The organism is Bacteroides sp. HPS0048 (assembly GCF_964240755.1).
Classification (GTDB): Bacteria; Bacteroidota; Bacteroidia; order Bacteroidales; family Bacteroidaceae; genus Bacteroides; species Bacteroides nordii.
The window spans coordinates 122842-137559 of record NZ_CAXSVC010000010.1; the positions used below are offsets into that span (position 1 = coordinate 122842).

Annotated in this window: 14 protein-coding genes and 2 tRNA genes; 14 read left to right on the plus strand and 2 right to left on the minus strand. The window is 40.5% G+C overall.

The features are described 5' to 3' along the window. The first annotated feature begins 1 nt into the window (after window position 1). From ACESQI_RS10370 to ACESQI_RS10385, 4 genes are all read left to right on the plus strand, one after another. Window positions 2-610: a type 1 glutamine amidotransferase family protein gene (locus tag ACESQI_RS10370; protein WP_234130194.1), complete on the plus strand. Its 609-nt coding sequence runs from the start codon at window positions 2-4 to the stop codon at window positions 608-610. 68 nt (window positions 611-678) lie between these two features. Beyond that, complete coding sequence (locus ACESQI_RS10375) at window positions 679-1266, plus strand: DNA-3-methyladenine glycosylase I (protein ID WP_025867589.1); 588 nt, start codon at window positions 679-681, stop codon at window positions 1264-1266. Between the two features lie 17 nt (window positions 1267-1283). After that, complete coding sequence (locus tag ACESQI_RS10380) at window positions 1284-1814, plus strand: GNAT family N-acetyltransferase (RefSeq protein WP_122200619.1); 531 nt, start codon at window positions 1284-1286, stop codon at window positions 1812-1814. Window positions 1815-1936: 122 nt separating this feature from the next. Beyond that, window positions 1937-2449, plus strand: coding sequence for a GNAT family N-acetyltransferase (locus ACESQI_RS10385; protein WP_373126011.1), 513 nt, complete (start codon window positions 1937-1939; stop codon window positions 2447-2449). Between the two features lie 118 nt (window positions 2450-2567). On the opposite strand, the gene ACESQI_RS10390 is transcribed toward ACESQI_RS10385, so the two are convergent. Continuing rightward, window positions 2568-2641, minus strand: a tRNA-Asp gene (locus ACESQI_RS10390). 58 nt (window positions 2642-2699) lie between these two features. Beyond that, window positions 2700-2773 (minus strand) — tRNA-Asp (locus ACESQI_RS10395). Between the two features lie 645 nt (window positions 2774-3418). Between ACESQI_RS10395 and purU the strand changes: the two genes are divergently transcribed. The 10 genes from purU (at window position 3419) to ACESQI_RS10445 (ending at window position 14708) form a co-directional block, all read left to right on the plus strand. Next, on the plus strand, window positions 3419-4276 hold the full coding sequence (purU, locus tag ACESQI_RS10400) for a formyltetrahydrofolate deformylase (protein ID WP_025867592.1): 858 nt from the start codon (window positions 3419-3421) through the stop codon (window positions 4274-4276). Between the two features lie 101 nt (window positions 4277-4377). Continuing rightward, window positions 4378-4968 carry an imidazole glycerol phosphate synthase subunit HisH gene (hisH, locus tag ACESQI_RS10405; RefSeq protein ID WP_373126012.1) on the plus strand — a complete coding sequence of 197 codons (591 nt, stop codon included), beginning with the start codon at window positions 4378-4380 and terminating at the stop codon, window positions 4966-4968. 82 nt (window positions 4969-5050) lie between these two features. After that, window positions 5051-5770, plus strand: coding sequence for a 1-(5-phosphoribosyl)-5-[(5-phosphoribosylamino)methylideneamino]imidazole-4-carboxamide isomerase (gene hisA, locus ACESQI_RS10410; protein ID WP_025867594.1), 720 nt, complete (start codon window positions 5051-5053; stop codon window positions 5768-5770). A gap of 48 nt (window positions 5771-5818) precedes the next feature. Beyond that, window positions 5819-6580: an imidazole glycerol phosphate synthase subunit HisF gene (gene hisF / locus ACESQI_RS10415; protein ID WP_002561499.1), complete on the plus strand. Its 762-nt coding sequence runs from the start codon at window positions 5819-5821 to the stop codon at window positions 6578-6580. A 109-nt stretch (window positions 6581-6689) separates the two neighbouring features. Continuing rightward, window positions 6690-7298 (plus strand): bifunctional phosphoribosyl-AMP cyclohydrolase/phosphoribosyl-ATP diphosphatase HisIE, encoded by a 609-nt coding sequence (gene hisIE, locus ACESQI_RS10420; RefSeq protein ID WP_007486788.1) that lies wholly within the window; start codon window positions 6690-6692, stop codon window positions 7296-7298. Beyond that, the gene (locus tag ACESQI_RS10425; protein ID WP_007486789.1) at window positions 7283-7978 is read left to right on the plus strand and encodes a cell division ATP-binding protein FtsE; all 696 of its coding nucleotides are present in this window, start codon (window positions 7283-7285) and stop codon (window positions 7976-7978) included. Before hisIE ends, ACESQI_RS10425 begins: the two co-directional genes overlap by 16 nt. A gap of 31 nt (window positions 7979-8009) precedes the next feature. Then, complete coding sequence (locus ACESQI_RS10430) at window positions 8010-9329, plus strand: aspartate kinase (RefSeq protein WP_002561502.1); 1320 nt, start codon at window positions 8010-8012, stop codon at window positions 9327-9329. Between the two features lie 109 nt (window positions 9330-9438). Beyond that, window positions 9439-10599, plus strand: coding sequence for a diaminopimelate decarboxylase (gene lysA / locus ACESQI_RS10435; protein ID WP_025867597.1), 1161 nt, complete (start codon window positions 9439-9441; stop codon window positions 10597-10599). Between the two features lie 144 nt (window positions 10600-10743). Further along, window positions 10744-11223 carry a ferritin gene (locus ACESQI_RS10440; RefSeq protein WP_002561504.1) on the plus strand — a complete coding sequence of 160 codons (480 nt, stop codon included), beginning with the start codon at window positions 10744-10746 and terminating at the stop codon, window positions 11221-11223. A 218-nt stretch (window positions 11224-11441) separates the two neighbouring features. Further along, complete coding sequence (locus ACESQI_RS10445; protein WP_373126016.1) at window positions 11442-14708, plus strand: carboxypeptidase regulatory-like domain-containing protein; 3267 nt, start codon at window positions 11442-11444, stop codon at window positions 14706-14708. The last annotated feature ends 10 nt before the right edge of the window (window positions 14709-14718 follow it).

Below are 14718 nucleotides of genomic sequence, written 5' to 3' on the forward strand. Positions count from 1 at the left end.
GATGAAACAAGAGATTTTATTTGTACTGCTTGATAATTTTGCCGATTGGGAAGGAGCCTATATTGCTCCAAACCTAAATTGGGGAGTTGAGCCCGGAAGTGAGAGCAAATATGTAGTTAAAACGGTATCGGTAACGAAAGGCTTTGTTGTCTCGTGCGGTGGATTCAAGGTATTGCCCGATTACACTATCAATGATATTCCTGCCGATTATGCCGGAGTAGTATTAATCGGAGGTATGAGCTGGTTTACTCCAGGTGCCGAACTTGTTGTCCCGTTAGTAGAAGATGCCATCAGGAACAAAAAACTGGTTGCAGGCATCTGCAACGCTTCGGTTTTTCTTGGAATGCACGGATTCCTGAATGAGGTGAACCATACCAGCAACGGATTGGATTATCTGAAAGAATATGGCGGAGCAGGCTATAAAGGCGAATGCCACTATGTCGATAAACCAGCAGTAAGAGATGGTAATATTGTAACTGCTAACGGCTTTTCCGCTTTGGAGTTTACTCGTGAAATACTTTATGCTTTAGGGGCTGACACTCCGAAAAAGATAGAGAAAAGCTATCGAATGAATAAAACAGGTGTTTGGGAAGCACCGGAAATAGAATAATCGTATAATTAACATTGAAAACTTTTTTCAAAAATTCAAACGGTGGATAAAATAAAGAATATATGCTTATGAAAGATGTAATAAATGGACGTTGCGGTTGGTGTGGAACCGACGAACTGTATGTAAAATACCACGATGAGGAGTGGGGACAATTGGTGACTGACGACAAAATACTGTTCGAGTTTCTTGTGTTGGAGAGTGCCCAAGCCGGATTGAGTTGGATTACCATTCTCAGAAAACGAGAGGGGTATCGTAAAGCCTTTTGTGATTTTGATGTCGAGCGGGTGGCACAGATGACCGATGAAGATGTGCAACGATTGGTCCAGTTTGATGGTATTGTGAAAAACCGCCTGAAAATAAAATCAACCATCACTAATGCAAGGCAATTTCTCATTATACAAAAAGAGTTTGGTAGTTTTTACAACTATACGCTCTCATTCTTTCCCGACAGAAAACCGATTGTCAACACCTTTAGTTCATTGAGCGAAATTCCTGTATCTTCTCCCCAGTCCGATGCGATGAGTAAGGATATGAAAAAGCGTGGATTCAAATTTTTCGGATCTACGATTTGTTACGCTCACTTGCAGGCTTCGGGGTTTATTAACGATCACCTGATGGGCTGTGTATGCCGGAAAGAGGAAAAGCAATTGAAATGATATAAAAAACAAAGCAGATGAAACAATATTTTGAAACCCAACGCCTCATCTTCCGTTCTTGGCAAGAGGAAGATATCTCGCATCTTGCCAGATTGAACAGTGATGATAAAGTCATGGAGTATTTTCTGAAAAAATTGTCTTATCAAGAGACGATTGCATTGTACAATCAAATACAAGAGGAATTTACTATATATGGATTTGGGGCATACGCTGTTGAGGAAAAAGAGACTGGCGTTTTTATTGGTTTTGTCGGATTGCACAATGTTACATTTGAAGTAGACTTTGTTCCGGCTGTTGAAATCTTATGGAGACTGTTACCCGAGTTTTGGGGCAAAGGGTATGCTACGGAAGCTGCTATTGCTTGTTTGAATTATGCAAAAGAGGAATTAAAGCTAAAAGAGATAGTCTCTTTTACTTCATTGCTTAATAAACGTTCAGAGCATGTGATGCAAAAAATAGGTATGACACGCATAAAAGAGTTCAATCATCCGTTAGTGGAGCCTGAACATCCTCTGTACAGACACATTTTGTATAAGATAGTATTGTGATTCTGCAACGTATCTTCTTTCCGGTAATTTCTTCTGAGGGGCTTTGAGAGTTTCTTTGCGAAGGATTTTTGAGTCGTTTCATTGCATATTTTATTAACCTGCAATAATACGTATTTTACACTATGGGAATAAATAAGGAAGAAATTACATTAAAGCAACTGACAGACGAAGATATACCATTGTTTGAAAGTTGGCTTGACAAAGAATATATCAAAAAATGGTTTGGTGACAAAGAGGATTGGTTATATGAGATAAGCGAAAGAAACGGGAAATACGGTTTCTTGACGCATTTCATCGTTTATCACTATGACCGGAAAATCGGATATTGTCTCTATGGCGATTGTTTTTATATCAAAGATTTAGAGGAAGAAGGGCATGACTTTAAGTCATTGTATGGCGATGTTACAGCGAAAAATCATACTTATGAAATAGGTTACCTGATTGGCGAAGAGGGGTATTTGAACAAAGGTATCGGTAAGATTATCATTCAGTTGCTGGAAGCAAAACTTATTGGAATCGGAGCTAAAGAGATGGTGGCAGATCCCTGTGAAGAGAATGTTATCTCTGTAAAAACACTTCTTGGTAACGGTTTCAAGAAAAAAAGTGATGGGGACTATCGAAAAGTAATCTCCTGAAATCACACGAACCAACACTTTTTCAGCCATATCCATTCGGCGTATTTAGAAAAGAATAAAAAATCCCCTGTATTTCAAGTGAATACAGAGGATTGCTTAAATTTACTATTTATTTTTGCGGTGTGTACGGGACTCGAACCCGTGACCCCATGCGTGACAGGCATGTATTCTAACCAACTGAACTAACACACCAAATATTTATTTGATTAATCTGATTTTACTGTTTACACTTCTTTGATAAATCAAGAAGCGGTGCGTACGGGACTCGAACCCGTGACCCCATGCGTGACAGGCATGTATTCTAACCAACTGAACTAACGCACCAGTATTTCATTTTAATCAGCTTTCTCTCTCGATTGCGGGTGCAAAGGTAGCTGTTTTTACGTAATTTGCAATACTTTCAAAAAGTTTTTTTGTGAATAAAATAGCCATTTTTTGCTTTGTGCTTCATTATGAGGTGTTTCTGTTGGAATAAAAAATAGAAATTCTTTTTATTTCTTTCTCAATAGAGGAATTCTAATGCTTCAAAAGGTGTGTGTTGTTAATATATTTTCTTCGTAGATTAGACAATTGATTTTATGTGCTGCAAAAGTACGTATTTAATGGTGCGTTAAATACCTAATTAAAGCAGTATTAAAATAGATAGTTTATATCTATAAAGTACGTAGTTTTTAATTGCTTGTAATACAGTAATATATGGTGCTGTTTTGCCTCTATCTGTATCTTTGTATCTCGTTTCATGTATATTTTTCTGCCTGTCGTGCGGTTGAATACCTTAAAATGATGACATTATTTTCTTTATTTCTTTTTGAATTTTGAGCTCCAATCTTTCTATCTGATCTATTTCTTGCTTTTAAAGTAAACTTTTTGCTCAAATTATTCGCTATTTTGCAATAATTAGTTATTTTTGCAAGCTAAAATCGCAGGCAGTGAAACAACGCTGCATGAATTAGTAAAATAGTAGAAACAATGATGACAACTGCCAAACTGTTATTGCACTGTCCCGATAAACCGGGTATCCTGGCCGAGGTGACAGACTTTATCACGGTAAACAAAGGAAATATTATCTATCTGGACCAGTACGTAGACCATGTGGAAAACATCTTTTTTATGCGTATTGAATGGGAATTGAAAGATTTCCTGGTTCCTCAGGAAAAGATTGAAGATTATTTTGAAACACTCTACGCCCAGAAGTATGGCATGAATTTCCGTCTCTATTTCTCAGATGTGAAACCACGAATGGCTATATTTGTATCCAAAATGTCGCACTGTCTTTTTGATATGTTGGCACGGTATACGGCAGGAGAGTGGAATGTGGAAATTCCTCTGATCATTAGTAATCATCCCGATTTGCAGCATGTGGCAGAGCGTTTCGGTATTCCTTTCTACCTTTTCCCTATCACAAAAGAGACGAAGGAAGAGCAGGAACGTAAAGAGATGGAACTGCTGGCTAAACATAACATCACATTTATTGTCCTGGCGCGTTATATGCAGGTTATCTCAGAGCAGATGATCAATGCTTATCCTAATAAAATTATCAATATTCACCACTCTTTTCTTCCGGCTTTTGTAGGTGCAAGACCTTATCATGCTGCTTTTGAAAGAGGTGTGAAAATTATTGGTGCTACCAGTCATTATGTAACGACTGAGTTGGATGCCGGACCTATTATAGAACAGGATGTTGTGCGCATCACACATAAAGATTCGATAGAAGATCTGGTTAATAAGGGTAAGGACCTGGAGAAAATTGTACTTTCGCGTGCCGTGCAGAAGCATATCGAACGCAAGGTATTGGCTTATAAAAATAAAACGGTAATATTTAATTAGTTGACAATTGACAATTGACAGTGGACAATTGCTGTGTTGTAAGCGTCTGGTTATTTGAACTCACTGTCAATTGTCAATTGTCAACTGTCAACTAAATAAGGATGAATGTTGCAGTAATAAAATACAATGCCGGGAATATCCGTTCTGTAGACTATGCTTTAAAGCGTCTTGGAGTGGAGGCTGTGATCACTGCCGATAAGGAGGTGTTGCAGGCTGCCGATAAGGTGATTTTCCCTGGAGTAGGACAGGCTGAGACTACCATGAATCACTTGCGGGCTACCGGGATGGATGAATTGATCAAGAATCTCCGTCAGCCGGTGTTAGGTATTTGCCTGGGGATGCAGTTGATGTGTAGTTATTCTGAAGAAGGGGATGTGGACTGTTTGGGAGTTTTCGATGTGCCGGTAAAACGTTTTATCCCATACAAGCATGAGGATAAGGTACCGCATATGGGCTGGAATACGATAGGACATCTGAATAGTGAACTTTTTAAGGGTTTCACGCAGGATGAATTTGTCTATTTTGTACATAGCTTCTATGTACCCGTTTGTGATTTTACGGCTGCCCAGACTGATTATATACACCCATTCAGTGCTGCTCTGCATAAAGATAATTATTATGCTACACAATTTCATCCTGAAAAGAGTGGTGGGACAGGAGAGAAGATATTGAGAAACTTTTTGGATCTATAACTTTCATGATTATACGATGGAGAGTACAGTCTGATGTATTTTCAATCGTCAAATCGTAAATCGTCAAATTATAAATAATAATATGATTGAAATTATTCCAGCTATTGACATTATCGATGGGAAATGCGTTCGCCTTTCTCAGGGAGATTATGACAGTAAAAAGGTGTATAATGAGAACCCGGTGGAAGTGGCCAAGGAGTTTGAAGCCAACGGTATTCGTCGCTTGCATGTGGTAGATCTTGACGGGGCTGCCTCTCATCATGTGGTAAATTACCGCACGTTAGAGCAAATAGCTGCCCGTACTTCTCTTATTATCGATTTTGGTGGTGGGGTAAAGAGTGACGAGGATCTTATTATTGCTTTTGAGAGTGGTGCAGAGATGATAACCGGAGGAAGTATAGCTGTGAAGAATCCTGAACTGTTTTGCCGTTGGATAGACAAGTATGGCAGTGAGAAAATTATTCTTGGTGCCGATGTCAAAGACCATAAGATTGCTGTCAATGGCTGGAAAGATGAGAGTGCCTGTGATCTTTTCCCTTTCCTGAAAGAGTACATCCATAAAGGGATAGAGAAAGTGATCTGTACGGATATCAGTTGTGATGGTATGCTTGCCGGGCCTTCTATTGAACTGTATAAAGAGATACTTGCTGAACACCCCACTCTTTATCTGATAGCAAGTGGTGGAGTCAGTAACATGGATGATATTGAAGCCCTCCATGAAGCCGGAGTGCCTGCCGTTATTTTCGGCAAAGCGCTTTATGAAGGACATATCACCTTGAAAGATCTCTACCGTTTTTTATAGTATTTTCAATCGTAAATAGTAAATTGTCCAATCGTAAATATTAGTATCGTGTTAGCAAAAAGAATTATTCCCTGTCTTGATATAAAAGATGGGCAGACTGTAAAAGGAACCAATTTTGTCAACCTCCGTCAGGCAGGTGATCCGGTTGAATTGGGACGTGCTTATAGCGAACAGGGAGCTGATGAACTGACTTTTCTTGATATTACCGCCAGCCATGAAGGACGTAAGACCTTTGCCGAATTGGTGAAACGAATTGCTGCTAATATTAATATCCCTTTTACAGTGGGAGGAGGGATCAATGAATTGAGTGATGTGGATCGTTTGCTGAATGCCGGTGCCGATAAAATATCTATAAACTCTTCTGCCATTCGTAATCCGCAATTGATTGATGATATAGCAAAGCACTTCGGTTCGCAGGTTTGCGTGCTTGCCGTAGATGCTAAGATGACTGAAAATGGTTGGAAATGTTACCTGAATGGCGGCCGTATAGAAACTGATAAAGAATTGCTGACATGGACCAAAGAGGCTCAGGAACGGGGTGCCGGAGAGATACTTTTTACCAGCATGAATCATGATGGTGTGAAGACCGGATATGCCAATGAAGCACTTGCTTCGCTTGCCGGGCAACTTTCTATACCTATTATCGCTTCGGGAGGGGCCGGTACGATGGAACATTTCCGGGATGCTTTCACTCTTGGCAAAGCAGATGCTGCGCTGGCTGCCAGTGTTTTTCATTTCGGAGAAATCAAAATTCCCGATTTAAAATCGTATCTTTGCAGCCAGGGAATTACTGTAAGAAGGGAGAATTGAGAGGGGAGAAGGGAGAAGTAATTTCAATCGTAAATCGTAAATCGTTAACGTACCTATGTGTTAAAAAATAGATAATGGTCATGACCGTAGGGAATAAATTGTAAATAAAATGTTGGATTTTGATAAAATGAATGGGCTTGTTCCCGCTATCATACAAGACAATGACACTCGTAAGGTGCTGATGCTTGGTTTTATGAATAAGGAAGCTTATGACAAGACAGTAGAGACCGGGAAAGTAACTTTTTTCAGCCGTACCAAGAATCGTCTCTGGACCAAAGGAGAGGAGAGCGGTAATTTCCTGAATGTGGTTTCTATCAAAGCCGATTGTGACAATGACACACTGTTGATTCAGGTTAATCCGGTTGGCCCTGTATGTCATACAGGTACAGATACTTGTTGGGGCGAAAAGAATGAAGAACCTGTAATGTTTCTCAAACTGCTGCAGGATTTCATTGATAAGCGTCACGAAGAGATGCCGGAGAAATCTTATACTACCAGCCTTTTTGAATCGGGTATCAATAAGATAGCTCAAAAGGTGGGCGAAGAGGCGGTAGAAACAGTTATAGAAGCTACTAATGGAACCAATGAACGGTTGATTTACGAAGGATCCGATTTGATATATCACCTCATCGTGCTGCTAACTTCTAAAGGCTATCGCATCGAAGACCTGGCACGCGAATTGCAGGTAAGACATAGCGCCTCATGGAAGAAGCACTGATTACATATAACAATGTAGAGATACATCAGCAAGAACTTTGCGTGCTGAGTGACGTTACGTTACAGTTGCACAAAGGTGAGTTTGTATATCTGATAGGCAAGGTAGGGTCGGGAAAAACGAGCCTGCTCAAAACCTTCTATGGTGAACTCGATATCGCTGATGGTGAAGCGGAAGTGCTGGGATATAATATGAAAACGATCAAACGTAAGTACATCCCACAGCTGAGGCGTAAACTTGGTATTGTCTTTCAGGACTTCCAGTTGCTGACAGATCGTACCGTATATAACAATCTTGAGTTTGTGCTTCGTGCTACCGGCTGGAAGAATAAACAGGAGATAAAGGAGCGTATTGAAGAAGTATTGCAGTTGGTAGGCATGAGCAACAAAGGTTACAAGTTGCCTAACGAACTCTCCGGAGGTGAGCAACAGCGTATTGTTATTGCACGTGCCGTACTAAATTCACCTGCTATTATTCTGGCAGACGAACCTACAGGAAACTTGGATGTGGAAACAGGAAAGGCCATTGTGGAATTGTTGCATAGTATTTGCGAATCGGGTTCATCTGTAGTGATGACTACCCATAATCTGCAATTATTGCGCGAATATCCCGGACGTGTATACCGGTGTTCGGAGCATCATATCAATGATGTGACGGATGAATTTACAGAGAAAAATAATTAATATACATACTAATTTTAATACAGTAACGAAAATGAAAGTTTTAAAGTTTGGAGGAACTTCCGTAGGCTCTGCACAGCGGATGAAGGAAGTAGCCAAATTGATTACCGATGGTGAAAAAAAGATTGTTGTTCTTTCGGCTATGTCGGGTACAACAAACACATTGGTGGAGATTTCCGACTATCTGTACAAGAAGAATCCGGAAGGTGCCAACGAGATTATCAATAAGCTGGAATCTAAATATAAACAGCACGTTGATGAACTTTATGCTACCCCGGAATATAAACAGAAAGCTCTGGAAGTTGTCAAATCTCATTTCGACTACATTCGTTCGTATACGAAGGATCTCTTCACATTGTTCGAAGAGAAAGTAGTGCTGGCACAAGGCGAGCTGATTTCTACCGCCATGGTAAACTTCTATTTGCAGGAGTGTGGCGTGAAGTCTGTACTGCTTCCGGCTTTAGAATTCATGCGTACTGACAAAAACGCAGAGCCCGATCCTATCTATATCAAGGAGAAATTGCTGGCACAGTTGGAACTCTATCCGGATGCAGAGATCTATATTACACAGGGTTTCATTTGTCGTAATGCCTATGGGGAGATTGACAACCTGCAACGCGGCGGTAGCGACTATACTGCTTCTTTGATTGGTGCGGCTATCAATGCTTCTGAAATACAGATTTGGACAGATATCGATGGGATGCATAACAATGATCCGCGTATCGTGGACAAGACTTCTCCGGTGCGTCAGTTGCATTTTGAGGAGGCTGCTGAGTTGGCTTACTTTGGTGCCAAGATTCTTCATCCTACCTGTATTCAGCCAGCCAAGTATGCCAATATTCCGGTACGTCTGCTTAATACTATGGCTCCTGATGCTCCAGGTACATTGATCTCTAACGATACGGAGAAAGGAAAAATCAAAGCGGTAGCTGCTAAAGAGAATATTACTGCTATCAAGATTAAATCCAGCCGTATGTTACTGGCTCACGGATTCTTGCGTAAAGTATTTGAAATCTTTGAAAGCTATCAGACGTCTATTGATATGATCTGTACTTCAGAGGTGGGTGTGTCTGTTACCGTAGATAATACCAAGCATCTGAACGAGATACTGGACGACTTGAAGAAATATGGTACGGTAACGGTTGATAGAGACATGTGTATCATTTGTGTGGTAGGAGACCTTGAATGGGAAAATGTAGGCTTTGAAGCCAAGGCACTTGATGCGATGCGTGATATTCCGGTACGTATGATTTCCTTCGGTGGTAGTAATTACAACATTTCTTTTCTTATCCGTGAGTGCGATAAGAAGGTAGCGTTACAATCGTTGAGTGATATGCTGTTCAACGGAAAATAATAATCACATATCTACTATAAGAAGGCACAGAGGACACAGAGTATTAAAAGAAATTCAAACTCTGTGCCCTCTGTCCTCTCTGTGGTAGACCTAAAACAAAGTATCTTTTATGAAAGGAATATTCCCTATTGATAAATTTCGTGAGTTGCGTACCCCTTTTTATTATTATGATACAAAAGTGCTGCGTGACACACTGACTGCTATCAATAAAGAAGTAGCCCGTTATGAACATTTCGACGTACATTATGCTGTGAAAGCAAATGCAAACCCGAAGGTGCTCACCATCATTCGTGAGAGTGGATTGGGTGCCGATTGTGTCAGTGGGGGCGAAATACGTGCAGCTATTAAAGCTGGTTTCCCTGCACAGAAGATTGTATTTGCCGGTGTGGGTAAAGCCGATTGGGAGATTGAACTTGGATTGGATTATGATATTTTCTGTTTTAACGTAGAATCTATCCCCGAGCTGGAGATTATTAACGAACTGGCTGCTGCCAAAGGAAAAGTGGCAAATGTTGCTTTTCGTATCAATCCCAATGTAGGTGCACATACCCATGCAAATATCACTACCGGACTTGCTGAGAATAAGTTTGGTATCAGTATGGAAGATATGGACAAAGTGATAGATGTGGCTTTGGGGATGAAGCATATCAACTTTATCGGTCTGCACTTTCATATTGGTTCGCAGATACTCGATATGGGTGATTTTATTGCTCTTTGTAATCGGGTAAACGAATTGCAGAATAAACTTGAGGCACGTCAGATTTTTGTAAAGCATATTAATGTGGGTGGTGGACTCGGTATTGATTACGATCATCCCAATCGTCAGTCAATTCCTGATTTCAAGGCTTATTTTGCTACCTATGCGGGTCAGTTGAAGTTGCGTCCGCATCAGACATTGCATTTTGAACTGGGACGTGCAGTAGTGGGGCAGTGTGGTACGCTTGTTTCTAAGGTGTTGTATGTGAAGCAGGGCACCAATAAGAAATTTGCTATTCTCGATGCCGGAATGACGGACTTGATTCGTCCGGCACTTTATCAGGCACATCACAAGATGGAGAATCTTACTTCTGATGAGGCGATGCAGACTTATGATGTAGTAGGTCCTATTTGTGAATCGTCCGATGTTTTCGGTAAAGCGATCGATTTGAATAAAGTGAAACGTGGTGACCTGATTGCGCTCCGTTCTGCGGGTGCATATGGCGAAATTATGGCTTCATCCTATAATTGTCGTGAACTGCCGAAAGGGTATACATCGGATGAATTAGTATGAAAAATTAAATTTGTTTAGAACAAATAAGAAGCGTCAATTGTTTTTATATAAAATGGATTCTGATTTTACAGGTAGTGATTTACCGATGTTTATATTTCTTGTGAAATCAAAGTAAAAAGTTTAATTCACTAATATATAATTATTATGATGACAGAGAAATTACAGAAAGTTCTGAATGAGCAAGTTACAGCAGAGATGTGGTCTGCTAACCTTTATTTATCTATGTCTTTCCATCTTGAAAGAGAAGGGTATACCGGTTTTGCTTCCTGGTTGAAAAAGCAATCACAGGAAGAGATGGAGCATGCTTATGCTATTGCCGGTTATATCATAAAACGTGGTGGTATAGCAAAAGTAGACAAAATCGATGTGGTACCTACCGGATGGGGTACGCCATTGGAAGTTTTTGAGCATGTATATGAACATGAATGCCATGTTTCTAAAATGATTGACGGCCTGGTAGCCATTGCTTCTTCCGAAAAAGACAATGCAACACAGGATTTCCTTTGGGGCTTTGTTCGTGAGCAGGTAGAAGAAGAAGCTACTGCTATGGAGATTGTAGATAAGTTGAAACGTGCAGGTGATGCAGGTGTCTTCTTTATTGATGCTCAGTTGGGTAAACGCTGATCGAACTATTCTTTTTACATAAAAAAGGTCCCGGGCAATTTGTTCGGGACTTTTTTTATGTGAGAAAAATGGCTGTCTGTTACTCAGTATTTTCTTTGTATATGAATAATAAGATTTTTTTTAAGAAGGTCCTTTCTTCTTGCGAAATTTATTTATCTTTGTCGCAATTATCATAAAGAAGATAAAAGATCGTTTATCTTTTTTATAAAGTGAAAAGCATGAACAAAATAATACTTCTAATTTGCTGTTTATTCTGCTATACAGTGGGTTATGCTCAGGTCACTACGTCTTCAATGAGTGGTCTTGTATCAGATGAAAATAAAGAACCGTTACCCGGTGCTGTTGTTATGGCTGTTCATGAACCTTCGGGAACCCATTATGGGACTATCACTAATCTTCAGGGAAATTATCAGTTGCAGGGGATGCGTATCGGCGGACCTTACCGGATTGAGATATCTTATGTGGGTCATCGCAGAGCTGTATTTACTGATATCTATTTAAGGTTGGCTGAGAATTATTCATGTAATGCTATGTTGAGTTCGTCGACAGAGCTGGATGAAGTGGTAGTGATAGGAATGTCTTCAAAGTTTGCCGGTGAGAAAACTGGTGCTTCCACACATATAACTATTGAGGATATCAATCGGTTGCCAACCATTAACCGTAGTTTGAGTGATATAACAAAGCTATCACCTTATGCCAATGGCAGTGGCTTTGGAGGACGGGATCAGCGAATGAATAATTATAGTATTGATGGAGCAAACTTTAATAATAGTATGGGACTGGATGGAGCTGTCTTACCGGGTGGCGGTAATCCGATTTCCATAGATGCACTGGATGAAATTCAGGTGAGTATTGCTCCTTATGATGTGCGGCAGACTAACTTTATCGGAGCATCTGTTAATGCGGTGACCAAGAGTGGTACGAATCAGTTTCGTGGTTCCGGATATATGTATGTTAAGAACGAGAATCTCCGTGGAAATAAAGTGGACGGGGAAGATTTGGGTGAACGTTCGGAAGAGCGGCGTAATATTTATGGTTTTACTTTGGGAGGGCCAATCGTGAAGAACCGGCTTTTCTTTTTTATCAATGGAGAGTATGAGAATGAACCGAAGCCGATGCATAAATGGAAACTTTCTGTTGATGGGAGAGAAGACGTAGAACATTTGATATCTCGTGTTACCGATGCGGACATGCATCGCTTTTCCAATGATCTGAAAACAATGTATGGCTATGATACAGGTTCATGGACGGACTTTAGCGGAGGAACAAATACTTACCGTGCAATGGCGCGTATGGACTGGAATATTTCAGAACGCCATAAACTCATGGTACGTTATAACTATACTTCTCAGCAGAAAGATAATAATGTAGTGGGCGCAGCTTTAAATATCAATGGGGCTCCGGTGAGCCGTTACTCTATGACCTTCCGAAATTCGACCTGGAAGCAGTCGAATAATGTGAACTCTTTGACAGCTGAATTGAATAGCCGATTGGGGATGATGATGAATAATAAACTATTGGTAAGCTTTACTTTTAATGATGGTAACAAACGTGAATGTAACGGAGACTTCCCGACAGTAGATATTATGAAACCCGATGAAGGAGGGACAAACCGTGCTTTCATGAATGCCGGTTATGACCAGCATGCATGGAGAAATGGCATTACAGAAAAAGTATGGGCTATTACCGATCATTTTTCCGTGCAGATAGGAGCCCATAACTTGGGTACGGGATTTAGCTTTGAATCACAAGATGTATCCAACTGCTACATGCGTTATGGAGCGGGATATTACCGGTATGCCAGCTATGATGACTTTGTCAACCGGATGGCTCCGGTTGCTTTTGCAATGACCTATTCACTGACAGGAGAAGACCGTGCATTATCGCCTGTACATTACAATCAGTTTTCGGTATATGCACAGGATGATTACAATGTATCTTCCCGTCTGAAACTTGTGTATGGTGTTCGTATGGATATTCCTTTCTATGTAAATAAGCGATATGAGAATCCTTCTATTACCGGATACGATTTTAACGGAAAGACGCTGAGTACCGGTAGTTGGCCTAAAGCCACTCCGCTTATTTCTCCGAGAGTGGGTATTAATTATGATTTGTTAGGTGATAGCCGGCTCAAACTGCGTGGAGGTACGGGGCTTTTTACCGGTCGGTTTCCTTTAATATTTCTTTCAAAGATGCAGGAAGGAAGTGGTATGCTGCAAACAACCGTTTCGACAACCACTGTGGGAGATCCTTTGCTTGCTGCTCTGGCCGGAGGCATACGAATGCCGCAACAAGTGTTACAGGAAGTAGCTCCTCAATTTCCCGATCGTTTCCCGACAGAACCCGGAGCTGTAAACAATATTATTACAATCGACCGTAATTTCAAGACTCCTCAGGTATGGAAAACATCAATGGCCCTGGACTGTCAGTTGCCATTACCCTTTAAGACAGATATGACTCTGGAAGGAACTTTCATCAAAGATATCAATGCTATCCTACAGCAGAATGTTAATGTGATAGCTCCGGATGATCCGAAGATGTCTACTTTTTCAGGTCCCGACAAACGTTATCTTTATCCGGGGAATAATGAGAAATACATTCATCCGGAAATTACGGATGCTATGCTGATGACGAATACGAATAAAGGATATAGTTATAACCTGAGTGCTGCATTGCATATGATGCCGGTAAAAGGATTGAATCTGATGGCATCCTATACTTATACTTGCTCGCGCACACTTTCTAATAATCAGAGTAATCAGATAGATGGGGCCTGGAAACAGGAACCTTCTGTGCAAGGAGCCAACTACCTGACTTTGCATAATGCCTCCTATCTGTATTCTCCTCACCGGTTGATAGCAGAAGCATCGTATGCTATACGGTATGCAGATAATTACGCAACGTCTGTTTCTCTTTTCTATACCGGACAGCGTGAAGGTTCTTATTCTTATCTGTACGATAATGATATGAATAACGATGGCTATATTTTTGACTTGATGTATATTCCGTCCGGCTCAATGGAACTGAACTTCCAAGACCAGAAAGTAGGAGATCGCATCTTCACAGCCGCAGAGCAACGGGATGCTTTCTGGGCTTTTGTAAATCAGGATCCTTATCTTAAAAAACATAAAGGAGAATATGCCGAAACGAATGGGGCCTTTTTGCCTTGGGTCAATCGTATTGATTTACGTCTCACACAGGATTTTCGGGTAAAAGCCGGGAAGACAATGAATACTTTACAGTTTAGTGTAGATATCATGAATATTGGTAATTTGTTGAATAGTTCTTGGGGAGTGTCAAAGAGTGTCAGAACTAATAAGTTGTTGAACTTTAAGGGAGTAAATGCTACAAACGAGCCGGTTTATACTATGGTGACGCAGACGAATGACGGGATAGTTACACTACCTTCAGAAACGTTTATGCCCAATCGTTTGTCTGGTAATTGCTGGCAGCTTCAGTTTGGTATACGTTATATCTTTAATTAGTAAAAAACAC

Excerpts from the sequence above, each read along its gene's own strand:
- ACESQI_RS10370 (WP_234130194.1), top strand. The coding sequence starts at position 2 with ATGAAACAAGAGATTTTATTTGTACTGCTTGATAATTTTGCCGATTGG.
- ACESQI_RS10445 (WP_373126016.1), top strand. The coding sequence starts at position 11,442 with ATGAACAAAATAATACTTCTAATTTGCTGTTTATTCTGCTATACAGTG.
- ACESQI_RS10425 (WP_007486789.1), top strand. The coding sequence starts at position 7,283 with ATGGAAGAAGCACTGATTACATATAACAATGTAGAGATACATCAGCAA.
- ACESQI_RS10440 (WP_002561504.1), top strand. The coding sequence starts at position 10,744 with ATGATGACAGAGAAATTACAGAAAGTTCTGAATGAGCAAGTTACAGCA.
- purU (WP_025867592.1), top strand. The coding sequence starts at position 3,419 with ATGATGACAACTGCCAAACTGTTATTGCACTGTCCCGATAAACCGGGT.
- ACESQI_RS10380 (WP_122200619.1), top strand. The coding sequence starts at position 1,284 with ATGAAACAATATTTTGAAACCCAACGCCTCATCTTCCGTTCTTGGCAA.
- hisA (WP_025867594.1), top strand. The coding sequence starts at position 5,051 with ATGATTGAAATTATTCCAGCTATTGACATTATCGATGGGAAATGCGTT.
- ACESQI_RS10385 (WP_373126011.1), top strand. The coding sequence starts at position 1,937 with ATGGGAATAAATAAGGAAGAAATTACATTAAAGCAACTGACAGACGAA.
- ACESQI_RS10430 (WP_002561502.1), top strand. The coding sequence starts at position 8,010 with ATGAAAGTTTTAAAGTTTGGAGGAACTTCCGTAGGCTCTGCACAGCGG.
- ACESQI_RS10375 (WP_025867589.1), top strand. The coding sequence starts at position 679 with ATGAAAGATGTAATAAATGGACGTTGCGGTTGGTGTGGAACCGACGAA.
- hisH (WP_373126012.1), top strand. The coding sequence starts at position 4,378 with ATGAATGTTGCAGTAATAAAATACAATGCCGGGAATATCCGTTCTGTA.
- hisIE (WP_007486788.1), top strand. The coding sequence starts at position 6,690 with ATGTTGGATTTTGATAAAATGAATGGGCTTGTTCCCGCTATCATACAA.
- lysA (WP_025867597.1), top strand. The coding sequence starts at position 9,439 with ATGAAAGGAATATTCCCTATTGATAAATTTCGTGAGTTGCGTACCCCT.